This is a genomic window from Pseudoalteromonas sp. BZK2, from assembly GCF_014349195.1.
Lineage (GTDB): Bacteria > Pseudomonadota > Gammaproteobacteria > Enterobacterales > Alteromonadaceae > Pseudoalteromonas > Pseudoalteromonas simplex.
Genome location: NZ_JACSOG010000002.1, coordinates 251,892 through 276,975 on the forward strand (window position 1 = coordinate 251,892; position 25,084 = coordinate 276,975).

Genomic DNA, 25,084 nt, shown 5'->3' on the forward strand with positions numbered 1-25,084 from the left:
GTTGGCTTTGTTTTGTTCCTATTTTTACATTAATGGCCGCGATTGGGTATTTGCCTTGGTATCTGTCTTTGTGTATTGCGGCGCATTTGTTGACGCTGCATACCTTGCTGACGTGCTCTGTTCGCGCGATTTAATTGCTGCATACGATTTTGCTGCCTGTTTTGCATATGCTGACGCTGCTGTAATGCTTGTTTCGCTTTACTTTTATCTATGCTTTGCAATTTATTTTGCACTTGCTGGCGGTCAATGTTTTGTGCCCGATCTTTGATTTGTTGCTGTTTATCAGAAGGTAATGTTTGCCATTTTCCCTCAACACGCTGTTGCCATTTATCGGCATCATGCTTGAGCACGTTTCCATTTTTATCTGCAAACACGTTGTTTGCCTTATCGCGTTGGCTGATGGCAGTTTTTAAATCGCGTTTCACTTGCTGCTTTGAAGCTAAACGAGATTTACTTTTATCGCGTTTATAAATGTTATGTCTTGGCTGTTTATTAAGATGACCAGGTTTATGGCCGACATTAATCTTGTTACCAATATTGATGTTGCCATTATTAATAATAATAGGGCCGCGGTAACCACCGCCATACCAGCCATTACAGCAATGATAAGGTCGGTAATTTGTTGGCCAGCCGACATGCCAATTCATACCTAGATTCAAAAAGCCATTGCTCCAGCTCAAGCCAAACGACCAACCTGTCCAGTTGTTATAGCCAATATTAAAACCCCAAGTCGGTGGGCGAGGGTAGTAGTAGCCACCGCCCCAGTATGGCGGGTAATACCAACCCGTTCCATAAACTGGCACACCATAATAAGGGTATGACCACATGTAACCTGGGTAATAACCAACATACACCACCTCAGGAGTTGACTCGTATATCTCGACGTAAGTGACGTTGTAAACGGGTGAGCTTGGAGGAATTTTTGCAATATCGTCTTTGGGAATGCTATCAGCAACAAGCCATGGTCCTTGGGCGGAGTTTGCTTTAAACCACACCGCATTATCGACTGCATAATATTTGCCTTTAATTTGCAGCACTTGTGCATCGGTATTAATAGCATAAGAAACTTGGGTGCCCGGGATACGTTCAAACTTAGGTTTGCCATCATAGTACACAGTTAAACTGGTATCTTTACGGCTGATAGCCGCTGTTTGCGGCACTTTTGCATCTAGTACAGCTTCGTCAGCTTCTTCTGTGCCGGCAACTGAAACTCTTAGACCAGCTAAATCTGATTCAGGTGGAATATTGGCAAAGCTTTCGGGTAGTTCGTCGCCGCGTATAAATGTCCACGGGCCTGTTTGTTGTTTTGCGCGATACCAACGCCCAGATAACAAGACATACATGTTATTCGTTTGCATTTCACGTAGCCAAGGGGTTTCAGTGTTAAACACATACATGAGCTCGCCACCGGTTAAGCTTTTCCATTTAGCTGCGCCATCAGTTGCAATAAGTTCGGTGGGTTTAGTGGCTACAACAATGGCTGGTGGCGCACTAAGACCTGAACTTTCAGTATCTTTAGGGAGCATTTTTACAAGTTCGGTAGGTGGCGTTTGAGTGAATTCATAAGGTCCTTTGGCTTGTTTTGCCTGATACCAAAATTGCCCATCGGTGAGATAACAAAGTTTACTTTTGCTATCTTTAATCACTGTCATGGCGGTGTTTAAAGCACGCTCATATTGGCTGTTTTCAACTTTACTAAACTTAGGTTCACCATCAAAACTCAGCAGTACCGACAGTTGCTCTTTGAATATAATCGTTGGAGGGTCGGTTTTTAATTGCGTTAAACTCTGCTCTGCTGCTTCTGCACTTTCAAGGCTGGCGGTGAGTTGCGAAAGCGAGGTTTCGAATTGGCTGGCTTTTATTGCTTCATTAACGACAGCAGTAAATTTTTGTTCTCCAGCATCTTTTGATTCAGGCCAGCGTACATCGGTGACTGTCATATTGCGAACGGTGACGGTATCGTTTTCGCGGTCAGTATCTAATTTAGCTCTAAACCAAAACACGCCGAACACAGCATCATTGCCTGAAAGCGAAAAAGACATTGCTGCACGGGCTGTTAAAGTATTACCGTTTAGTTTCTCGGGTTGTGGCTGGTAAACAATGAGTGTGCCTTGGTTTTTTTTTACTTGTTGAGGCCACTCAATAGCTTTGCTAAAAAATGAACATAAACATAAAGAAGAGAGTATTAATACCCTGAAGGCAGTGATAAAAGGTAGGAAGAGTTTCATGGTCAATCCTTGGCTAACGTAACTCTTTAAAGTATAGCCAATGGCACCGAAAACGCTTGAAAACAGCGCCTATTTTTAAAGTGTTAGCTTAGGCGCCTTGAGTTAAAAATTGCGAGCCCGCATTTAAGCCCATTTCATAGCCTGCACTGAGTTTTTCAAATGATTTCGTTGTTCGACCAACAGCAAAGTCGGGTGGTGGTGCAATAATATTAATTTTACAATCGCTTGGTGGGTTGGCAATAAAATCAATACTTTGATTGTAATTTTCTGCACGTCTTAAGGTGGCTTCTGCTAATGCCGGGGTGTTCTTATAAAGACGTTTAACAAACCACGGCGCTTTTGAAGGCTTTTTCTTATAGCCAAGAGGCTGAGATAAAATCACGGTGATTTCTTTATTGCCCATTTCGTATGCTTTACGAATTGGAATCGAATCTGCCACGCCGCCATCAGTGAGTTGTAAATTATCGATAACGGGAAATTCTCGATAAGCAATGGGTAGTGCGCATGAGGCTTTTAATTGCTCTTCAAGAAGTGTTGTACTTGCTTTTAAATACTCAGCCTGACCAGTTTTTATATTGGTTGTGACAATATAAAACTCACTGGCTTGTTTTTCGAAAGTGTCGAGATCAAGGCGAATATCACGCATGGTTTCTTGCCACAGCCAGTCTAAATCAAATAGGTGGCCACCTCTAATAAATCGAACAAAGTCGATGAACTCAGGTCTGCAAGAGTAATCGGTGATCACCGCATGGTTACGTTTGTATTGTGCGCACAAATAAGCGGCAATGTTAGTGGCTCCGGCAGAAACACCATAGCATTGAGTAAAAGGTTGGTAATTAGCTTGAATAAAAGAATCCAGTACGCCAGTGGCAAAAATACCACGCATTGCGCCACCTTCTACAACGAGAGCCCTGTTATTGTTCATTTTCGCAACCTTGCTTGTAACCGTGAATGCTTCTAACCATAACAAACACGGTTACAAAACGAAATAGAGTTTTGACTCTAAGTGAAGTTTGACGCTAGCTGAGTTATATCGCCTCTACCCAAAGTACACCGACTTGTTTATCGGTGACTTTTACTGTGCTACCCGCCGCAATGGGAAAGTGACTTTTTAATTGCCATGTAATCCCCGAATACTGATGCGTGGTTAAACCTTTATCATCAACATCAGCGTTAACGACAAAGGTAAGTTCAGCAAAATCGCTATGTATTGGTGTTGTATCGGTTTTATCTTGCATGCGTTTGAGTGGTTTCCAAAGCACGAGTGCAAAACCAAGAGTAAATACAATATTGCTCCAAAGCGCGGTGGTGTAACTTGTATCAAGTAGGCCTATATTCATTAGTAAGCCACTGGCAAATAAAGATAAGCCTAAAAACAGTAATACATAAGTACTCATACCTAGTACAGCAACTTCAACAATGAGCGAGATAACACCTATAATCATCAGTGCTTCGGCTAAATGGGTATCTAAAAATGCCATTAGCTCACCTAACTTTGTTGCTTTTTATTCAAAGAGTTAATAATAGACATGCCTTGAGCTACAAGCGAGCTTGCATCTGTGCCACTCTCTGGCAGTAATACTACAGATGACTCACGGGCAATGGCCTCTTTAGCAGCAATAGCTTTAGTAGCAAGGTCAAGTTGAATTGCTTTTTGGCCTTGCTCTGTATCGGCGGCTTCACCTACTTTACGTAGTGCATCTGCTTGTGCTTCAGCAACGGCGATAATCGCTTTTGCTTCACCTTCAGCGCGTAAAATTTGCTCGGCTTTTTCAGCTTCTGCTGCAAGGACTTGGGCTTGCTTTTTACCTTCTGCCACATTGATAGCAGACTGACGATCACCTTCTGATTCTAAAATTTGTGCACGTTTTACACGTTCTGCTTTCATTTGTGCTTCCATCGCTTCCATGACAGAGTTAGGTGGCACAATATCTTTAATCTCGTAACGTAAAACCTGAATACCCCAAGGCTCAGAAGCTTGGTTAATCGCGGTAACTATGTTGGTGTTTAACATGTCGCGCTCTTCAAAGGTTTTATCTAGCTCCATTTTGCCAAGCTCAGAGCGCATTGTTGTTTGTGATAGTTGAGTAACCGCAAACACATAGTCATCAACACCATACGTAGCTTTATACGGGTCAAGCACACGGAAATACAGCACACCATCGACGATGAGCGAGATATTATCTTTCGTGATCGCAGACTGCGAAGGTACATCTTGCGCTTGTTCTTTTAAACTGCGATCAGCGGCTATACGGTCAATAAATGGCACAATAAAGTTTAAGCCGGCTTCTTTAGTTGAATGGTATTTACCAAAACGTTCGATTAACCAAGCACGATTTTGCGGCACAAATTTAACGCTGCTTTTTAGTAGCACTAAAACAAAAATTAGAAGAAAGACTTCTACATTTAACAACAGGTCTAAAATGCTAGAAATGGGATCCATGTACTTTCCTTAATACAATTAATATTATTTTTCACTGCTCAGATTACCACCACAAAGCAACCTGCGCCAATGATTTATAAGGCTAAATTAGCGAGTAATAGTAACAGCATATGTCACTACATTCAGAAAGCTATACATCAGATAGGTTAATTTTATGCAGTTTATAGTCATTAACTACATTGGTACTTTGCTCGCATATCTGCCACAACTTTAATTAAGAATTGCTCAAGAGCATTTAGGTCAATATCGCTGAGTTTATTAATGTAAAGGCATGATTTAGCGTGTTTTGTTTTGCCTAGCGTTAAAAGTTCATCGCTGTAAGTGCTAAACCCTTGCATTACATATAGGGTTAAATTGCTTTTTCGCGGCGAAATGCCAGTCATCAACCAGTTGTATTCCCCTTTTGAGTTGCGATAACTGTAGTTACCAAAACCAATGATTGAGTCGCCCCACATGACGGGAGTTTGTTTGGTTACTTTACAAAATAGTTCCAGTAACACCTTTGCATCTGCCTTTCTGGTTGGGTGTTCAATACGGCTAATAAATGTATCTACATTGGCATCATTGGGTTGTGTTTTTAATTCGCTCATTAAATTTTTGTCCTAAAAACTAACAATTAGCATGGTGAGGCAAAGTTCGTTTTATAAGGTACATTTTTTGGTCAGCTTGTGCGACAATTTCATTGGCCGATTTTTGAGTTCCAAAAAACATAGTAACCCCAACACTCGCAGAGCCGAAGTAATTGACATTTTGGTATATAAATTGGGTTTCAATTGCTGATTGTAGTTTATCGGCAACACGATGAGCGTTTTTTTTGGCGGCTTGTTCATCACGGCCAAGCCTTTCAAGCATGATTACGAATTCATCCCCGCCGATGCGCGCTAAACAGTCTTTGTCGCGAACGACTGCTTTCATCCTGTTAGCAACTTCTATAAGGTATGCATCTCCAATGAGATGACCATATTGGTCGTTTAACTCTTTAAACTTGTTAAGATCGATAAAGATGACAGCACCATAGTTTAGGTCTTGTTTACTAACTTGTAACGCAAGTGATAGGCGAGAATAAAAATATCGGCGGTTTAAGAGTTTTGTTAAAGGATCTGTAGATGCATCATAGAGGAGCTGTTTTTCAAGTTGTTTTCGTTCAGTAATATCTGTCGAAATACCTAAAATCCCAATAACCTTATTTGGCTCTGTGTCACAAAAAATTGGAGTTTTTACTTCCCAAAAAATATATTTGTTTCCATCAGGGAAATTTAACTCCACTTCTTCTCGGGTGCGCTCTCCTTTGATCACACGCGAATCGATTTTAGCTAGTTTCTTAACATCATTAAGCGCAAAGAAATCTTTATCGCTTTTGAATTGAAGTTCCTGTTCTGTGCACGCCAGTAGACTGAGTGTAAGTTTATTAGCATATACATAATGGGATAGTTCGTTTTTTATATAAACGTATGCAGGTACGTTATCAAGTGCAAACTTTAATTCAGCAATATGGACAGGCAGTTTAGTGTTAGTAAGTTCGGCCACAATATGTCCTTATATGACAAGCCATAAATTGATAGTGAATGAAAAAATGCTATTAAACAAGACTGACCACAGTGTTAATCTCACAACTAATAATTTAGGTATAGTTTTGAAAAATAAATAGAAAGTTATTAGTTAAGATGGTTGATGAACTTTGTTATTACTTTTGAGTGATGTGCTCTTCATGCTAAAAACATCCTTGTTTTTAGTCATCACTTTTGGCTTTTAAGCTTTGTTGAGAATGGCAAGGTGTTTTGTATGATGCGCGCTAAATAAGCGACAAAAAATATAACCTGTTACAAACATTGATAAGCTATAGGTTGCACCTGGAATTGCCATGGCGGCATTATTGATTAAGGTACTTGCAATTAAAATGGCAAGGGTGCCATTTTGTAGCCCAACTTCAACCGCAATGCTCATTTGTTGCTTGTGATCTAAGCCCGATATTTTTGCAAAAAACAGCCCTAGTAACAGCGTGCTGAGGTTTAATGTCAGCGTTGCAATGCCACTAGTCGCAAAAAAGCTCAGCATTTGGTCAGCATTTTTATGAATAATGCTGAGCACTATCACAATTAAGAATACACTCGAAAAACGACGAATAAAGGGTTCTATTTTCAAGCTCAAATGGGGTTTAAAGTGATTAAATACCATTCCTAAGCAAACAGGAAGTACCGTTACCATTAGCATTTGCACTATGGTTTTAATCACTGGCAAAGCGAATTCGTGACCCGGCACACTCAATGTTTGCATGGCAAAATGCATAATTAGTGGCAAGGTAAACGGTGAGATAAATGTAGCTAGCGTTGTTAGACTTATTGATAGCGCAACATCCCCTTTGAATAAATAGGTATAGAGATTTGAAGTCACACCACCCGGGCAGCAAGCCACTAAGATCAGGCCTATAGCGAGCTCAGGGGTTAGGGTAAAACTCATTGCTATTAAAAACGCAACGCTTGGCAATAACAGTAGTTGGCAGCTTAAGCCTATTGAAAGTGCTTTGGGGCTAATAAATAACGCCCCAAAGTCTTGCTTTTTAAGCCCTAACCCCATGCCAAACATGATGATAAATAGTGCTAAAGGCAGCACTATTTTAGTCATGATATCAATTTGCATGGTGTATCCTTATTGATCGTAACCCGGGCTTTTATTGTCGAGTAAGCGCAGCAGGGCAGGCCAAGCAATTGCGCCACCCAATCCCTTTGTAGCAACTTCAGTTTGCCCTTTGATACCCTCAATAATCGCGCTAGGTACTTGTACGAGGTGCTCGGTATTTTGTGAAGTACGAGTTTGTACAGCGCATGCCGCTTCAAAAACATACATAAACAAAAATGCATCAGCGACCGTTTTACCCACAGTTAATAGGCCATGATTGCGCAGCATTAGAAAGTTGTTCGTGCCGAGGTCATTCACTAAACGGTCTTGCTCTGCAGGATTAAGAGCAATGCCTTCGTAGTCGTGATAACCCAGACCCGAGTGCACAACAACAGCTTGTTGAGAGATAGGCAATAAGCCGTCTTTGTTGGCAGACACAGCCGTGCCATTGAGTGAGTGGGTGTGAATAACGCAATGGGCATCATCACGCGCCATATGAATACAGCTATGAATATTAAACCCCGCAGGATTAACTGGGTATTCGCTGTCATGCAGCTTATTACATTGTTGATCTACTTTGATAAGACTTGATGCCGTAATTTCGTGAAACATCATGCCATATGGGTTTATCAAAAATTCGTTGTCTGTGCCGGGAACGCGCATTGAAATATGGGTAAAAATTAAATCATCCCAGCCATATAAAGCAACTAGGCGATACGCGGCTGCAAGCTCAACACGGGCTTGCCATTCTTGCTCTGATACTGTGTGTTTTATGGTCATGGTGTTTTCCTAAAATGGTACTTTGCGAACAATAATGTCTTTAAACATCACCCAATCACCAATAAAGCTATAAAAAGGGTGTGTAAAAGTAGCGGGGCGATTTTTTTCAAAAAAGAAATGACCAACCCAAGCAAAGCCATAGCCCACAACAGGGCATAAAATTAACCAGCTATATTGCTGCTGATAAATAGCGGCAAACAAAATAGCTAAAACAATCCAACTGCCAATGAAATGTAAGCGTCGACAGACTTTATTTTTGTGTTCTTGTAAGTAATAGGGGTAAAACTCTTTAAAGTTCGCGAACTCGCGTTTACTTGCTACAGTGCCCATATTGTTGTCTCCGTTGTTAATTACAGGTTAACAATAGGCTTTTATTCTTTTATTTACTTGATAGTATAGGTCATTAAATTGTTTATTTGGGACACGCATGAGAACCTTATCAAGCTGGTGGCTTCGTGCTATGGCTGAGTCGTTTAAGTGGCAGGGCTTACCAATTAATGAGTTGTTTGCAGCGGCAAATATTCCTTTAGCAGAGTTAAGTAGCCAAACAGCCCGTTATCCACAAGCCAGTGTCAGTATGCTGTGGAAGCAGGCGCAAGCCATGTTACCAAACACGCATTTAGGTCTTTATGTTGGCAGTAACATGAATGTACGCGCTATTCCGGTGGTAGGCATGGCGATTATTCAGTCAACACAGTTATTGAGTGCTTTTCGGCTGATATTGCGTTATCAAAAATTGATGGGCGATACACATAATGTGTCTTTGATCGATCACGGTAGTGAGTATGAACTTCGTTTTAACTTTAGTGATGGTGAGCGGGATATGTCACTGCTAAGCTACGAAGCGCCCATGGCGTTTTGTGTAAAAATAGCGCGCACTGTAAAGGGAAAAGATTGGCACCCAACGCGCATTTGCTTGCAGCGTAAAGAGCCTCACAGTGAGATTAATGCGCACTTTAATTGCAAAATTGAATACGGCGCTACGACCCATAGCCTATTTTTTAGCGAAAATACCGATAGTGAACCTGTGTTATCAAGCCAGATGAAACTGGTGACACAAACGAATGTGACGCAGGTACTGAGAATTTTACTTGAAGAGCATTTAATTCAAGGCCAAATTACCAGTAAAGCAATGGCAAAAGCACTTAATATGAGTGAAAAAACACTGCAGCGCCGTCTTGCAAAAGAGGGCACAAATTTTAGTAAAGAATTGGCAAGTTTAAGACAGCAAAAAAGTGTGTCATTGTTAAACGAAACAGATCTCTCAGTCACAGAAATAGCCTTTTTATGTGGCTACTCTGAAATTAGCGCATTTCATCATGCATTTCATCGCTGGTATGGCATGTCGCCTAAAGTGTACAGGCAAAAAAGTTAATGCCATAAGTCGAGTGCATTGTTGCACTCGACATGGTTTTTAAAACTAATTAGAAGCTATAACTAATGCTTGCAGAAATACTACGACCAGAACTTTCGAGCCCTTCTAAACTATCTGAAGCTGAATGATTGGCAAGACTGCCATGCTGATAATAAGTTTTGTCGAACAAGTTACGAATAGCTAAGTTTAGATTAGCTTGACCAAAGCTTGCTCGTGCTAACCAATCAACCGTACCATAGCCCGGTGTTTCGTAATTGCCTTCGTTCACTTTGGTCATTTTTTTAGCAAAGTTAACGATTAAATCACTACCAAATGTGTCACCTTGGAAGCTCACACCCAAGTTACCTGATAGAGGGTTGATTGAGCTGATGTATTCATCGGTTTCGTCATTTTTACCGTCTTGATAACTGGCATTTAAAAACACAGAAATAGCATCTGTTGCATAGTAAGTTGTAGAAAACTCTGCACCTTTGATGGTTACTGAGTCAATGTTCTGATACTGATATTTATCGTGAATATATCCAAATGAGCCATCGTCATTAAATACGGTTTCACGATCTATTAATTCGGTTGCTAAAAAGTCATCAAACTTATTGTGGAATACCGCTGCTGTAACCGTAAAATCGCCTATGTGGCCACGTAAACCAAGCTCGAAAGTATCGCTTTTCTCTGGATCTAAATCATCTGCAGGTAATACTTCATAAATGTATTCAGCGGTAGGTTGGTTATAGTGCTCAATGTAAGCTAGGTCATAAGCAGGTACTTTAAAACCTTGCCCGTATTGCGCATAAGCGCTCAACATATCATTGATATAATATAAGCCACCTAAATTAAATGAGACGTTGCTTTCATCAATTTTAGCGTATTCTTCACCATCTGTTTTTAAAGCGCCGTTTGGATCCATACTGTAATAATCAAAACGAACACCTGGCGTTACAACCAGCTTGTCGTTAAGTAATGAGATTTCGTCATTGATGAATAAACCAGCACGAAGAGTATCATTTTCAGGGAACTTATTGGTGGTATCGTCTTTGGTTGTTTCGCCTTCAACTTCACGATATTCATGCACAGTACGTAAGCTTTCGGTTGTTTCAACATCAACGCCATAACCAAGAGTATGTTGTTTGTTTAAGCTTTTACTTGCATGGGAGATCAGGCCGTAGGTTGTTTGCTCGTAAGTGCCTGTTTTCCACATGTCACGCATTTCTACAGTACCAAACATTGGCGCATTGATGTCTAATAACGCATACTCTTGGTCATCTTGGCGGTTATTAGTGTAGTAAAGGTTAAACTGAGCGCTATCCCATAAACGATTGCCTGAGTTATTGTTGTAACTAAAACGATATGAGTCGCTATCTTTTTCTGTTTGCGTGTTTTCGGTGGCAATATTGTAGCCATATTGCGCTAAGCCACGGAAATAGGTAAGAAGACCATCAGCACTGTCGCCGTTGACATCTTGGCGCCACAGATCAGCAGAGAAGTTAATGTAATCTTTATCGTTTATGTTGTATTTAAGTTTGTAAAGAAGGCTTTGTGAATCAATTTCGAATGGCGCATTGCTGTCGTGTTTATTCTGCTCTTCCTCGCCATCACGCGCTGTTACACTCAATAGGTGATCAAAGTTACCATGTTGGGCATACAGTGTTGCACCTAAACTGGTTTGATCATCTAAGTCGCTGTAACCTAATTTCACACGGCCGCCAAACTGCTCACCGTCTTGTAAATAGTCGCTTGCATCTTTAGTTGTAAACACCACGATTCCGCCCAGTGCATCTGAGCCATAAAGCGAAGATGCAGCACCCTTTGCTACTTCTACCTGCTTTAAAGTATCGGTATCAATAAAGCCACGACCCACTATATCGTTCAAGCCGTTTGCACCGTAGCCTTCGTTCATTCGCATGCCGTCTTTAATCATCAGAATACGATCAGAACCCATACCTCGTACTTGAATGTTTTGTGCACCGCCAACACGGCCAGTTACCTGAATACTTGGGTCATATAAGAATAATTGACTCATATCAGTGACAACTTGTTTTTCAATATCGTCACTTGTGATTACAGAAATACTCGCAGCAACATCTTTTAATGGTTTTTCAGTACGCGAGCCACTAACAACAATTACTTCTAAATCGTCAGCTTTGATTGATTCATCAGCAATGGTAGGTGTTGCAGAAGCTGCAAGAGTCGCAGCGATTAAAATGCGTAAAGAATGTGTTTTAGCTAGGCGCATTATTGGTTTCCTTAGGAGATTTATATTATTTATGTACAGAGAACTGTTTAATTTTTGCCAGAATAATACGCTTATTTTTACAAAGATCAATATAAATGCAAATTGTTCCTATTTGCATTATTGTAATGGTGTGTGTTTTCACGTACATTTGAGCCCGTCAAATTTACTGGGGCAATAATGTGAATATCCAAATAATCGAACAACTTATGGCTGATGTGTCAGCTCTTCTAATGGCACCTGTGATTTTAGTGATTGCAGTGCTCTTTGTTTATGCGTTTTTCGCAGCAGGGAGGTTTGTATCTGAATATCTAATCAGAAGAAAAAATCAGCTTGCTTATCAGCGAGATATCGATACTAAAACGGCCACGAATTACAGAGGCTTTTATGTCCATAATTACTATGTAGCGAATCCAACTGCATCTGAGGATGAGCTTGAAGTGTTTGCGTTAAAACAACTAGAAGTACTTAGAGTTGTTACCCGTATTGCACCTATGCTTGGACTAATTGCGACGATGATCCCAATGGGACCTGCATTAAAAGCCCTTGCCGATGGCAACATTCAGGGGATCAGCGAAAATTTAATCATTGCCTTTGCAGCGGTTATTTGGGGCTTGGTTATTTCGACCCTAACGTTTTGGCCAGCTTCGGTTAAAAAACGTTGGTGCGCTCAAGAACTTATCAATATTCGTAAATTAAGAGGGCAATAACATGCGCTTTTTAGACGAAGATGAAGAGTTAAACCCAATTGTCAGTGCCGTTAATCTGGTTGATGTATTTCTGGTGATTATTGCTGCACTTCTTATTGCAATTGCACAAAACCCACTCAGCCCTTTTACTGCAGAAAACGTGACTGTTGTTAAAAATGCCGGTGAGCCAAATATGGAAGTAATTGTTAAAGAAGGCAAAGAAATTAAACAATATAAATCTAACGGTGAAATTGGTTCTGGGGAGGGCATGCGCGCTGGTGTGGCTTATAAAATGGCTGACGGTAGCTTTGTATATGTACCCGAAAGTGATGGCTCAGCAACGAGCAAACAAGAGAATACACAATGATAAGAATAATAACGTTTGCGCTGCTTTTGTTCAGTGCACTGACTTCACATGCCGCACAAAAGCCTGAAGTACTTATAATGATGTCGGGTCATGTGGCTAAATCGAAAGGGGCATTGCTAACAAGCCTTGCTGAAGATCAACCGTTCACCTTTACTAATTTTAGTACTAAAGGCAAAACAGACGAAGAGATTAAACAAGCTTGGCAAAATGCCGAGCTGATTTTGTTGGATGGTATCAACCCTGCGCTTTCAAAATATATGTTTGCTAAGTATCAGCCATATTTAACTGAGTACCCTAATGTGCCAGTTATCTCACTCGGTGATATGGATAACTCAGCAATGAATAGCGGTTTATCTGAGCAGCAACATACTGACCTTGGCGGTTATTACAATAATGCTGGGCGCGATAATTACCGTAATATGATGCTTTATATTGCAAATGCCATTTTTAAACTCTCAGATGTGCCAGCAGAGCCAGTTAAAGTCATTCCAAACGTTGGTTTATATCACCCTGAGTTTGACGGCCATGTTAGTGCTGATGAAACGCAGTTTTTTAATTGGTTAGAGGCTAAGCCAACTCAACCAGTTATAGCGATAGCGATTCATCGTTCAGTCATTGATTATGAACAGCAACAAATAGTTGATGCATTAATTACTGGTCTTCAGAACAAAGGTGCGAAAGCATTGGCGTTTTTCTTTGAAGGCAATGACGAAGCATTAACCTACCCAGAGTTACTGAGTGATGAAACTGGCTCACGGGTAGATTTAATCATTAACTATCGCTCATTGCACTATGTTGAGAAACGCCGCGCAGAGTTTATGCAAATTGGTGTGCCTGTTATTCATGCACTTAACTATACCGAAGGCGATGAACAGGCTTTTAAAGAAGATCATGCGGGTGTATCACCAGCACTCACTCCGTTCTTTCTTGTAATGCCAGAAGATACGGGTAGCACCGACCCAATTATTATTGCTGCCAATGAAAAGGGCAGTAAGGTGGCAATGCAAGCGCAACTTAATGCGTTGGTTGAGCGTGCATTTAACCATGCCAATTTAGCGCACATTAAAAACACAAATAAAAAAGTCGCCACTTTTATATGGAACTACCCGCCGGGTGAAAAGAATATTGGTGCTGCATTTTTAGATGTACCGAGTTCGATTGCTAACATCGCAAAAGCGATGCTCGAGAAGGGTTACCAAGTAAAACAAACGGATACAGCCACGTTAGTTGAGCAAGCGGGTAAATTGCTTCGTCCTTATTATCGTGGTGAAGATGCTGAGGCTTTGGTAAAACTCGGACTCGCAGATTATTTACCGCTAAGTATCTATCAAACTTGGTTTGATAGCCTGCCTCAGCATGTCACTCAGCCAATTATTGATAAATATGGTCAACCAAGTGAAAGTGCTATGTTGCGTATGCACAATGGCGAAATGATGTTTGTCATTCCGCGCATGGAACTGGGTAACATGATTGTACTTCCTCAAGGTGTACGTGGTGAAACGGCAAAGCAGCATGCTGCCCAGTATCACAGTACTAAATCGGTCATCAATCATAGTTATTTAGCTATTTATCTATACGCACGTGATGTTTTTAATGCTGATGCGGTGGTGCATTTAGGTACTCATGGTTCACAAGAGTGGCTAAGTGGTAAAGAGCGTGGCTTATCGGTCTATGATGCGCCAAACTTAGCGATAGGCAATATTCCTGTTTTCTATCCGTACATTATTGATAATGTCGGTGAAGCGATGCAGGCCAAGCGTCGTGGTCGTGCCACCATGATCAGTCACTTAACCCCAGGCTTTGCAAAAGCAGGGCTATACACTGAGGTGGCAAAATTAAACGAACTGATCACCAACTATTTAATGTTGGATGAAGGGCAAACAAAATCAAATACGCAGCAAGAAATAATTAAGCTTGCTAAGCAATTGAATATGTTAAAAGACCTTGATCTTGATGAAGCTACTTTAGCTGCTCAATTTGCTGAAAAGATTACTGTCTTACAAGATCACTTGAACACACTGGCACAGATGAGCCAGCCGCTAGGAGTTCATATTTTTGGTGAGCTACCAATCAATGCCCATCTTTACAGTACTATTTTGCAAATGCTTGGTGATGATTTCACTAAACGAGCAGGAGAATTTGAGCGAGAAATTAGTATTGCTATTGGCGAGTCTGAACGTGAGGACGAGCGCAAGGTTGTAAAGTTAGAGGCATTAGAAGGATTTCAGTTACTAGCGCGAGTGCTGGGTGAAAATAGTAACTTAGCCATTCCTGAGTCGTTACAAAGCGATATCGCGACAGCAAAAGAGTACTGGCAAAACTTTCACAAAAGTGAAGAAATCACCGGCTTGCTAAATGGTTTGAATGGTCAGTATATACCAGTAAGCCACGGTAATGACCCTATCCGTAATCCGGCGGCTGTACCAACAGGTCGAAACTTAATTGGCTTTAACCCAGCGAAAGTACCTTCAAAAGAAGCTTATCAGGCTGGGGTTAAGATGCTTGAACAAACTGTACAGCAGTATCAAGCAGAACATGGCCGCTACCCACAGAAGCTTGCTTTTTCACTTTGGTCACTTGAAACAATGCGTCATCAAGGTGCGTTAGAAGCACAAATTCTCCATGCAATGGGGATAAAGCCGAAATGGAATAATCAGGGCAACATTGTTGGCACAGAAGTGATCCCATACTCAGAGCTTGGCAGGCCACGTATTGATGTAGTGGTTTCTGCGACAGGCTTGTATCGTGATGCATTTCCTAATGTCATGCTATGGATTGCCGAGGCAATAGATAAAGTGGCAAAGATGAAAGAAGACAATAACTTTGTTTATCGTCACTCAATGACCCTCAAGCAAACATTATTAGACGAAGGTAAAAGTGAAGAAGATGCAGATTACTTATCTTCTGTGCGTATTTTCTCTAATGAAAGTGGTGCATACGGTACTGGGCTTGCGGGGGGAGCGCTTGACTCTGATAGCTGGGAAAATGACAGTAAGCTGGCTAATTTGTATTTAGATCGAATGGGCTTTGGTTTTGGTAAAGATGAGGCCCGCTGGAGCGAAAATTTATCAGAAACAGGACTATATAAAAAGGTGTTGTCGGGCACAGATGGGGTGGTGTTTTCTCGTTCAAGTAACCTTTATGCACTCATGACGAATGATGATCCGTTCCAATACTTTGGTGGCATCGGCCTAGCGGTTCGTAATATTGATGGTAAAACACCACAAATGTATGTCTCTAATTTACGCCGTAAGGGGCAGGAGAAAATTCAAACTTTAGATCAGTTTATCAGTAACGAGATGCGCAGTCGTTATTTCCACCCTCGTTGGATCAAAGCGATGCAAGACTCAGGTTATGCTGGGGCTACCGCTATTTTAGACCGTATGAATAACATGTGGGGCTGGGAAGTTATGACCCCCGACGCGGTAAGAGATGATCAATGGCAAGAATTCTTTGCAGTGTATGTTGATGATAAATACGATATGCAAATGCGCGAATTCTTTGAGCAACATAACGCTGAAGCATTAGCACAAATCATTGAGCGAATGTTAGAGGCTGTTCGCAAAGGTTATTGGCAAGCTGATGCCGAGACACTGAAAAAAATGCTTGAAACCTACACTGAAATTGCTAATCAACATGATGTAGTTACAGACAATGAAACATTTACTGAGTTCGTAAAAGAGCAAAATACTGGCTTTGGTCTTGCACCTTTAGTTCCTGGACAAGCTGCACCAGAACTTGCCAACAGTGTAAGTTCTGCTAGCCAGCAAGTGAGTGGCCAAAAACTCGAACAGGTTGAACAAGGTAAACAGACAGAATCTGACTATACATTATGGTGGCTATTAGGCGGGATTTTCTTTACTGGAATGATTAGCCCCTTTATAAGAGTGAAACAATAGCATTACCTTACAAAAGGCGGTCGAGGCTAGGTTTTTGGCCGCCTTTCATAACTTTTTAGTGCGTTTAGCCGCGTCACGTATTACAATTGCGACTTTATATCATTTCTATCTCCAGCGAATAGGTTTTCCACTTCTTCATGACAGATATTACAACACACCAAGCTTCTAGACGCCGCTTGTTAATTGCTTTAGCCATAACGTGCTCGTTTATGGTTATTCAGATCATTGGTGCCTATTATTCTAATTCGCTTGCTGTACTTGCTGATGCTGGGCATTTGTTTGTTCATAACAGTTCTTTATTTATTGCACTTATTGCTTCAAGCATGGCGATTTACTTTGCAAAAAACTTTAACGATGGTTACCAACGAGCTGAACTGACCGGTGGCTTGATCAATGGTGTTTTGTACTTGAGCATTAGCTTAATTATTCTTTACGAAGGTGGAGAACGTTATTTCCATCACAGTGATGGGCATGAACTACAAATCAATAGCTATTTGATGTCAGTTATATCTGCTATTGGATTTTTGTTTCATGGCGCAGCTGCATGGGTTTTGTATAAAGGGCGTAAGGCAAGTATTAATGTATATGCGGTATTTCTCCATTCGTTCTTTGACTTAATTTCGACAGTTTCTACTTTCTTTGCTGGAATTTTAATCTACTTAACCGGGTGGGCAGAAATCGATATTATTTCGAGTATGCTCATAGCGATCTTTGTATTGTTCACTGGGGTTAAAGTGATTATTCGCTGTATTAAAGGGTTACTGGAAAACCGTAGTAAGCTTCCTGATGTAGCAGCTATTGAGCAAAGTATTGCATCAATAGAACACGTTCAAAATGTGCATAATGTAACGGTAATGCGCCAAGACAAAGATATTGTTGTGGGAGCACATGTGGTGTTAAAGCAGCATTGTACCGTGGAAAAGCATGATGAGGCGTGTCGACTCAAAGTAGAACAGCTATTGCTTTCACGCTTTAAAGTAAACAAAAGTGTTTTACAAATCGAAAGTCATGAATGCCATTATGTTAATTAAAGTGGCAAAATGTTTAATTTTCTTTTAATTTAAAGGTATCGCTAGGGTGTTAGGATGCCTTTTTTGCTTCAAAATAAGCCATTTTATATTAACTTTTTAGCTGCGCTGTTGCTTGGTTGCATTGCAGGTCTAGTTAATTTATTGCCAGTATTTTTTTTGGATAGCTCTGAGTTTCTGCTAGGGCAATTTTTTGTCATTTTAAGCCTGCTTTTACTCGGTTGGCGCTATGCAATTATCACCTTTATCATTAGTACTGGCTTCATATTCTATCGCTGGGGCCATGCTTGGCCATCCATTGTTTTTGCCTTGGAGCTTGTATTTTTACAATTATATTGCCTGTCTAAGGCGCGTCCTGTCTTTTTGAGAGGGATGCTTTTTTGGTTTGTTATAGGTTCACCCATTCTTTGGGTATTTGGGCACTATTTTTTAGCATTACCCACACTCACTCTGTTGATAGCATTGGCTAAGTACTGTTTAAATGCAGTTATTTACTTGTCTGTAATAGATTTATTGAGCTTTTTCTTTAGTCGATACTCTTGGCACAAATATTATTCCTCTTTGGATAAAATACTTAATTACGTGGTTAGCTTGTTAGTCATTTTAGTGGTAATACTCACTTCAATTGTTTTGACTAACAATCACTATGCTCGCATAGAGTATGAGGTTAACGCTCAACTTAATGAAAAAGCCAATGAAATAGCGCGAGTTATCGATTCGCATTTAGAGCACCATAAAAAAGGAGTGGTTCTAACCGCAAAAAGTATTGCTCATGGGCTACCCAAACAGGTTGCACTTGAGAATATGGCTAATCTGTACCCAGATTTTAGAACTCAAATCATCACTGATGCGTTTGCAGATGTTACTCATTTTTACCCCCAATCATTAGCTGTAAGTTTGCAGCAGTCAAACATTCGCGCAAATGTTTCAGATCGTGATTACTTTATTCATGCACCGTCCAATAAGCAGGGTTATATCTCGACTATTTTTAAAGGGCGTGGTTTTGGTTCTCTGCCCATTGTTGCGGTTTCAGCGCCTATTTATATTGAGGATACGTTTACTGGCGTGGTCGAAGGCTCGCTGATGTTTGATTACTTTGCTAGTTTACGTCCAAGTTTATTTAGTCATCAAGGTGATTTACTAATACTCGATGCGGCTAATAAAGTTGTGTTTAGCACCATCGATGATTTTAAAGAGATGCAACAACTAAGCAATGAAGAGATTGATTCATTTGCGAATGAAGAGCGTTTTATCATATTTGATGCACACAATGAGCAGCAATATTATGCTAAGCAAGCGCGCTTAGCTGACCATAATTGGATGGTTATGACCATGCTAAACCGAAAACACGCGAATGATGTCGCTGTAAATGCATGGGGACAGTCATTGGTTATGATCATTTTTATTATTTTACTGACAAGCGTTTTCATCACTCAACTAAGTCGTTGGCTGACAACACCGATACGCAAACTTGCTGAACAAATTGATAAATTTGAGCCAGAAAATGCTGATACTGACACGTATTTACCGCAAACTTGGTTAGAAGTGAGCCGCTTGCAATCACAATTTTCGAGCCTTGCGAATAAACTCGCACTGAGCTTCAATCGTCTACATCAAGCGAACCACGAAAATGAATTACTAAACGTAAGACTGAAAGACTTTAATGCACAACTAGAAAAACAGGTTGATGATAAAACCAATGAGTTGGTTGAAGCTGTACGGGCTGCAAATAATGCTAACCGCACTAAATCTCAGTTTTTGGCTAATATGAGTCACGAAATTCGAACTCCGCTAAATGGTATTTTAGGGATGACTCAGCTGTTACTAGATAATAAAGATTTAGCAGAAGAAGAACACGAAGAGTTAGTGATGATCCATCAAAGTGCGAATAACTTACTGCTGATTTTAAATGATATTTTAGATTTCTCCAAAATAGAGGCGGGTGCTTTAAAATTAGAGTATCGTGCAGTTGAAATAACTAAGTTACTTGAACAAATTGCCAAGGTGTTTAGTAGTACAAGCGTAAAAAAAGGGGTGACGTTTAAGCTTAACATTAGTGACTCTGTACCAAGTTGTATCAGTTTAGACCCTTTAAGGTTTAGCCAAGTTATAAATAATATTTTGAGTAATGCCGGCAAGTTCACAGAGTCGGGCGACATTACCATGAGCTGTACTATGGTTAATGACCGAATGCAGATCAGCATTCGTGATACAGGCATCGGGATTTCAAGTGAGCAGCAGGCAAAACTGTTTACCGAGTTTACTCAAGCCGACATTTCTACCACACGTAAATATGGCGGAACGGGACTTGGGCTAACCATTAGTAAGCGAATTATTGAGTTAATGGCAGGGGAGCTTAAGCTAACAAGTCAAGAAGGCGTTGGTAGTGAGTTCACCATCACGATGCCTGTAATTATTAGTAATTCAGCCTCAGTGGATAACCAAAGTACTGCGACGCCCCAATTAGCAGGTTTGAATATCTTACTAGTTGAAGATAACCCTGTTAATCAAATTGTATTGAAAAAGATGCTGCGTTCCACTCAGTGTAATCTCAAACAAGCAAATGACGGCCTTGAAGCACTTGAGATACTGCAGAGTTATCAAGCTGATATTATCCTTATGGACTGCCAAATGCCAAATATGGATGGCTATCAATGTACAAAAGAAATAAAACAGAACCCGCACTTGTATGGTCAGGCTATAATCATTGCCATCACTGCGAATGCATTTGAAGAGGATCAGCAGCGTTGCCTTGTTGCTGGCATGGATGATTTTATCTCAAAGCCAATTAATAAAGACCAATTATATGCGTGTTTAAACAAATGGCTTAAAGCTCTTTTAAACGAGCAACAATAGATTGCAAGTTTTGTTCTGCAAGTAGGTCTTCAGAAAGCATAGGTTTTGCAAAGTAGTAACCTTGAAAGTCATCACAGCCCATGTGTTGTAAAAATTTAATTTGCTCAATAGTTTCAACGCCTTCGGCAATACAATAAAGGCCTAAATTAGCGGATAACGCATGGATTGTTTTGATAATTGATTCGTTACTTCGATCATGCCCAATATTGCGCACAAAACTTTGGTCTATTTTAATGACGTCAATTGGAAACTGACTGAGGTAAGTCAGTGAAGAATATCCGGTACCAAAGTCATCAAGTAATAGTTTAAAACCCGCATTTTTTAACTTTCGTAGCTGCTTTGAGGCTTTATCTTTGTCTTCTAGTAATGTGTTTTCAGTAATCTCTAAGCGCAATTGCGCAGGCTTAATGCGAAAATTATTCAGGATCAACAAGAGTCTTTCGGTTAAGTTCGCCTTTAATATGTGCGTTGGCGATACATTTAAAGAAAGGTAAAACCGAGGGTTTGATCTTAAAATTGGCTGCAATTCTGTTAAAGCTCGATTTAAAGCCTGTTCTGTAAGTACATCGATTAAACCAATTTCTTCTGCAATAGGGATAAACTCAGCAGGTGAAATAAAACCTTGTTCTGTCTTCCAGCGCATTAATAATTCAACACCATTAATTTGCTTCGTTTTAGCATTAACAATTGGCTGATAATTATTAAAAAGCTCATCATCTTTAAAGGCATCTTTTAACGCATTTTCGAGTAATAACTTTTTAGTGAGCTGGTTATTCATCTGCTCGGTAAAGTATTTGAAATTGTTTCGCCCAGATTGTTTGGCATGCATCATGGCAATATCAGAATTGCGTATTAACTCATCAGCTGTTTTAGCATCAAAAGGATAGAGTGCAACCCCAATACTGGCTGAAATATTGATAGAAAAATCGTCAATAATGACTTTATTTGCTAATTCTTGTGTAAGTTGCTTAACTAATTCGCTCAACGTTTGAGGCGAATGAAGATCTTTGACTAACACTAAAAACTCATCGCCACTTTGTCTACCAACCGTTGCATTATTAGGTAAAAGTAAACTTACACGTTGCGTAATATTGCACAGCAATTGGTCACCAACAGCATGGCCAAAAGAGTCATTCACTGGCTTAAATTTATCTAAATCAATAAATAACAAGGCTGCTAACTTGTTATGCTTTTTAGAATGATTTATACAATTATTGATTTTTGAATGCATTAATGAACGATTTGGTAAGCCCGTTAATGGGTCGTAATTCGCTAAATAACGTAACTCATCTTCAGCACGCTTTTGTTCTGTAAGATCTGAAATAACAATCACATAATGACTAATCGCTTGATTATCTTTCGCAACTGCAGTAACACTGATATGAACAGGGTGGGATGGATTTTTTTGAGTGTGTATATAAGCTTCTGTTTTCCAGTTTTGTTTTGGTTTTAATGTTTTTAACACATTGATGTATTTTAAGAACTGAGCCCTACCTATTGTGCGAACAAAGTCCTTAATTGTTAGATCAGTTATATTGCCTGTAATATCAAACGTATCACTGAAGCTTGTATTTGCTGAAAATGGTTTTAACTGGCTGTCTAAAATTAAAAGCCAGTCATTTATCTGGCTGAAAGCTTCACCGAGCACACTTGCTTGTAGTGCATTTGCTCTTTGTTCGGTAATGTTGGTATAGATACCTGTTACTTTTATTGGCTTATTTGCTTCATCAACTTCGACGACACGGCCAATGTCCTGATACCATAACCACTTACCATTTTGATGATTTAAACGGTAGGTGATATTCCATTGTTCTTGATTTGATTGTTTTGCAAAGGCATTCCAATGGTTTAAGTAGGCACTACGGTCTGCTGGATGAATAAAATCAAGGAACTCAATGAGGGCTAAACTCTCGTTACTCTTGTGGTAACCCAGCTCTGTCACAAAGCGATTATTTAAAAGCGTTTGCTGGCTTAAATTGGCTTCCCATACCCCACTTTTGTTACTGCTCAGTGCTAATTCAGTTTGTTGTTGCGATTTAACAACATCAGCATGCGCTTTATTCAGTACTTGTTGACGTGCTCTGTATTGCCAAAAAAAGAAAAAGAGTATGGCAAAAATGAGCAGCACATAACCTGTTATCGCAACTGGTGAAGACCAAGGTGCATAGGCAATATTAAACTGTAATTGTCTTGTTGCTGAACTGACTTTGGAGCTCTCGGAGTTAGAAGCAACAGACAAGATATATTGTCCGGGAGGTAGCTTGGTAAAAAATACTTTGTTAGTGGTTAATTTGTCGTAATTTAATGACGTTGGTCCCTCTAAAGTTACTTTATAAGTTGTTTTATCCTTATTGATAGTATCAAAGTTAGAAAAGCTAACCTCAAGACCGATGTCTTCAGCAGTCATTTGAAGAGGGTTATTGATATATTTGTATGGATGATAGTTCAGCTCGCGAGAGAGCAAAGAAACATGAGTAATTTCAGTATTTATCGCATCTAAGTCTGTTGGTGAAGTTAAAAAGTCTTCAGGTGCGATTAACAATAAGCCCCTTGTCGAACCAAAGCCAATTTGGCCATTGTCTAGCGTTGCATCGGCATCAACATTAAACTCATTAGCTGAAAGGCCATCACGGATAAAATACGAATTGACACTTCTTGAACTTAAATCAATTCTATACAGGCCATTTTGCGAACTAGCCCATAAAAAACCAAAGCGGTCGATTTGTAAGCCATACACTGATTTTGCATTGAGACCAGATTGAGTGCCTAAGCGATGTTTAACAGCGTAGGAGTGAGAGTCAACAGCAATTAACCCTTCGTTAGATGAAGCCAGCCAAAGTGTATCATTGTGGTCAATAACCCAATCATCAATCACAGAAAATGTGAGTGGATTGAAGTTTTCGACTTGATAAACAAGTGTCAATTTTTCAGTTTGCTCATTATAACGATACAAATGGCCAGACATACTTAACAAATAGTCGTTAGGGTGACTCGAGAGTGGCTTTAAAAAAGAGTGCGCATTGATAATATCGACTTGTTCTTTTAGTCCCTTAATAGTTCGTAATTCACCTGTTTTACCATTGTAGCGATAAAAATTTTCTTGAGTAATAAATGCAAATTGATCTGAACCTAAAGCATGAAAGCCCCAACTTGGCTCATTTTCTAATATATTAATCACTTCTTTAGTGCCTTTTAAAGGCACTAAATCACCGCTGATCTTATCAAAGAGCGCTAAGCCTCTGTACTTCATAAGCCACAGAAAGCGTTCAGATGGTTCTATTTCTGCCTGTGCAATGCCATATACAGCATGTTCTCCATGAAAGGCTTTTATATCGTCATTAACTAGGTAAGGGCTGATGGAGTTTGTTAATTGGTTATACTTCAGCATGCCATTTTCGGTGCCGATCCAAATAATGTTTTCGTTGTCTTGCAATACCGCCCAAACACTATTGTTGACATTACCAGAAGTAGACGTTGATTCGATATGCTTAAAACGTCTTGCTAAGGTGGACCATGTAAAAACTCCCTGCGAACGAGAAGCAAGCCATAGCAATCCTGTTTTATCAATCATCACATCGACAATTGTATTGTCGGTCATTAAAAATTTACTTTGCTCATAGCTCAAAATAAATTCGGCAGATAGAGTTTCCCTATTAAATTCGAATAAGCCTTTTTCAGTGACAATATACTCACCAAATTTACTAGATGCGAAATCCCAAATATTTAATTCAGGAACCAATAGTTTGGTTTTATCTACTGCGAGGAGTTTATCTGCATTAAATGGAATGTTGTACATTCCTTCGACTGTACCAACTAAGAGACCTAATTGAGGATCAAGGTGCAAAAATTTTGCGTTTTTATTATCGTTATTTAATTTATTTTCATCAGCAAGCTCAATACGAGAAACATGATCATCCACTAAGTTTTTTGAAAAAAGTCCTGCGGTTGTTCCAATGTATAAAAAATTATCATGCAGAGCTAAAGCACGAATAAAGTCATCTTGCTTATCGATTGAAAACTCATGCAAAAACTTTTTGGTTTGCTTATGGTAAGAATAAAGGTGCTGATTGATTGCGAAAAAGAAATGGCTGTCATCTTCTTCGAGTGCAAGAATAGGGGAAAAATAAACATCTTCAGGGGTTAGTTTTCCTGAATAGACTTTTTCGACACTGAGTGTTTTTGGGTTTATGAAGTAAGCACCTGAAAACTCAGTACTCACAAAAATCTTGCCATCACTGGTTTTAGTCATAAAAGTGATCTGTCGTTGATCAAGCATATATTCGCCAGCAAAAGCGGCTACTTGATAGCCGTCATATCTGTTCAAGCCTTGATAGGTACCTACCCAAATAAAGCCTAAATCATCTTGCACGATTTTAGTAACACTACCTTGGGTTAACCCTTCATCTGTAGAGATCCGCTGCATTTGCAAAGCATAGTTTTGTGCATTCACTGAAAAGGTGAGTGTGAAGAACAGCAAATTGAAAATCAAAAGAAAAAGTTTAGGCACCGACTGATTAACCCTAAATTATTATTTGCATATAATTTTTAACAAAATATAGCACAATTATGAATGTTA

Annotated in this window: 17 protein-coding genes; 6 read left to right on the forward strand and 11 right to left on the reverse strand. The window is 39.8% G+C overall.

Annotated features, from left to right (window positions below):
- Positions 1-29: 29 nt before the first annotated feature.
- The 9 genes from BIZ38_RS02245 to BIZ38_RS02285 form a co-directional block, all read right to left on the reverse strand.
- On the reverse strand, positions 30-2,228 hold the full coding sequence (locus BIZ38_RS02245) for a carbohydrate-binding family V/XII (protein WP_187489449.1): 2,199 nt from the start codon (positions 2,226-2,228) through the stop codon (positions 30-32).
- 88 nt (positions 2,229-2,316) lie between these two features.
- Positions 2,317-3,153, reverse strand: a complete 837-nt coding sequence (locus tag BIZ38_RS02250; RefSeq protein WP_166340745.1) for a patatin family protein — start codon at positions 3,151-3,153, stop codon at positions 2,317-2,319.
- 103 nt (positions 3,154-3,256) lie between these two features.
- The gene (locus BIZ38_RS02255) at positions 3,257-3,709 is read right to left on the reverse strand and encodes an NfeD family protein (protein ID WP_187489450.1); all 453 of its coding nucleotides are present in this window, start codon (positions 3,707-3,709) and stop codon (positions 3,257-3,259) included.
- Between the two features lie 8 nt (positions 3,710-3,717).
- Positions 3,718-4,671, reverse strand: coding sequence for an SPFH domain-containing protein (locus BIZ38_RS02260; protein ID WP_130052753.1), 954 nt, complete (start codon positions 4,669-4,671; stop codon positions 3,718-3,720).
- Positions 4,672-4,841: 170 nt separating this feature from the next.
- Positions 4,842-5,261 (reverse strand): DUF1801 domain-containing protein, encoded by a 420-nt coding sequence (locus tag BIZ38_RS02265; RefSeq protein WP_187489451.1) that lies wholly within the window; start codon positions 5,259-5,261, stop codon positions 4,842-4,844.
- A 19-nt stretch (positions 5,262-5,280) separates the two neighbouring features.
- Positions 5,281-6,198: a bifunctional diguanylate cyclase/phosphodiesterase gene (locus tag BIZ38_RS02270; RefSeq protein ID WP_138599411.1), complete on the reverse strand. Its 918-nt coding sequence runs from the start codon at positions 6,196-6,198 to the stop codon at positions 5,281-5,283.
- Positions 6,199-6,420: 222 nt separating this feature from the next.
- Positions 6,421-7,308 carry a bile acid:sodium symporter family protein gene (locus BIZ38_RS02275; protein WP_187489452.1) on the reverse strand — a complete coding sequence of 296 codons (888 nt, stop codon included), beginning with the start codon at positions 7,306-7,308 and terminating at the stop codon, positions 6,421-6,423.
- A 9-nt stretch (positions 7,309-7,317) separates the two neighbouring features.
- The gene (locus tag BIZ38_RS02280; RefSeq protein ID WP_187489453.1) at positions 7,318-8,067 is read right to left on the reverse strand and encodes a class II aldolase/adducin family protein; all 750 of its coding nucleotides are present in this window, start codon (positions 8,065-8,067) and stop codon (positions 7,318-7,320) included.
- Positions 8,068-8,076: 9 nt separating this feature from the next.
- Entirely contained in the window at positions 8,077-8,397 is a 321-nt protein-coding gene (locus tag BIZ38_RS02285) for a DUF962 domain-containing protein (protein ID WP_187489454.1), read from the reverse strand.
- 97 nt (positions 8,398-8,494) lie between these two features.
- Between BIZ38_RS02285 and BIZ38_RS02290 the strand changes: the two genes are divergently transcribed.
- A complete protein-coding gene (locus BIZ38_RS02290; RefSeq protein ID WP_187489455.1) occupies positions 8,495-9,442 on the forward strand; it encodes an AraC family transcriptional regulator in 948 nt (315 codons plus the stop codon).
- 49 nt (positions 9,443-9,491) lie between these two features.
- Here BIZ38_RS02290 and BIZ38_RS02295 read toward each other — a convergent pair whose 3' ends face one another.
- On the reverse strand, positions 9,492-11,672 hold the full coding sequence (locus tag BIZ38_RS02295) for a TonB-dependent hemoglobin/transferrin/lactoferrin family receptor (protein ID WP_187489456.1): 2,181 nt from the start codon (positions 11,670-11,672) through the stop codon (positions 9,492-9,494).
- 179 nt (positions 11,673-11,851) lie between these two features.
- On the opposite strand from BIZ38_RS02295, the gene BIZ38_RS02300 reads away from it, so the two are divergent.
- The 5 genes from BIZ38_RS02300 (at position 11,852) to BIZ38_RS02320 (ending at position 20,508) form a co-directional block, all read left to right on the forward strand.
- Entirely contained in the window at positions 11,852-12,379 is a 528-nt protein-coding gene (locus tag BIZ38_RS02300; RefSeq protein ID WP_054554592.1) for a MotA/TolQ/ExbB proton channel family protein, read from the forward strand.
- Between the two features lies 1 nt (position 12,380).
- Positions 12,381-12,725, forward strand: a complete 345-nt coding sequence (locus BIZ38_RS02305) for a DUF2149 domain-containing protein (RefSeq protein ID WP_187489457.1) — start codon at positions 12,381-12,383, stop codon at positions 12,723-12,725.
- On the forward strand, positions 12,722-16,624 hold the full coding sequence (cobN, locus tag BIZ38_RS02310) for a cobaltochelatase subunit CobN (protein ID WP_187489458.1): 3,903 nt from the start codon (positions 12,722-12,724) through the stop codon (positions 16,622-16,624). The genes BIZ38_RS02305 and cobN overlap by 4 nt, the downstream gene beginning before the upstream one ends.
- Positions 16,625-16,761: 137 nt before the next feature.
- A complete protein-coding gene (locus tag BIZ38_RS02315) occupies positions 16,762-17,655 on the forward strand; it encodes a cation diffusion facilitator family transporter (RefSeq protein ID WP_187489459.1) in 894 nt (297 codons plus the stop codon).
- A 579-nt stretch (positions 17,656-18,234) separates the two neighbouring features.
- Positions 18,235-20,508 (forward strand): response regulator, encoded by a 2,274-nt coding sequence (locus tag BIZ38_RS02320; protein ID WP_316247566.1) that lies wholly within the window; start codon positions 18,235-18,237, stop codon positions 20,506-20,508.
- On the opposite strand, the gene BIZ38_RS02325 is transcribed toward BIZ38_RS02320, so the two are convergent.
- Positions 20,480-25,015, reverse strand: a complete 4,536-nt coding sequence (locus tag BIZ38_RS02325; protein WP_316247564.1) for an EAL domain-containing protein — start codon at positions 25,013-25,015, stop codon at positions 20,480-20,482. The genes BIZ38_RS02320 and BIZ38_RS02325 overlap by 29 nt on opposite strands.
- Positions 25,016-25,084: the final 69 nt, after the last annotated feature.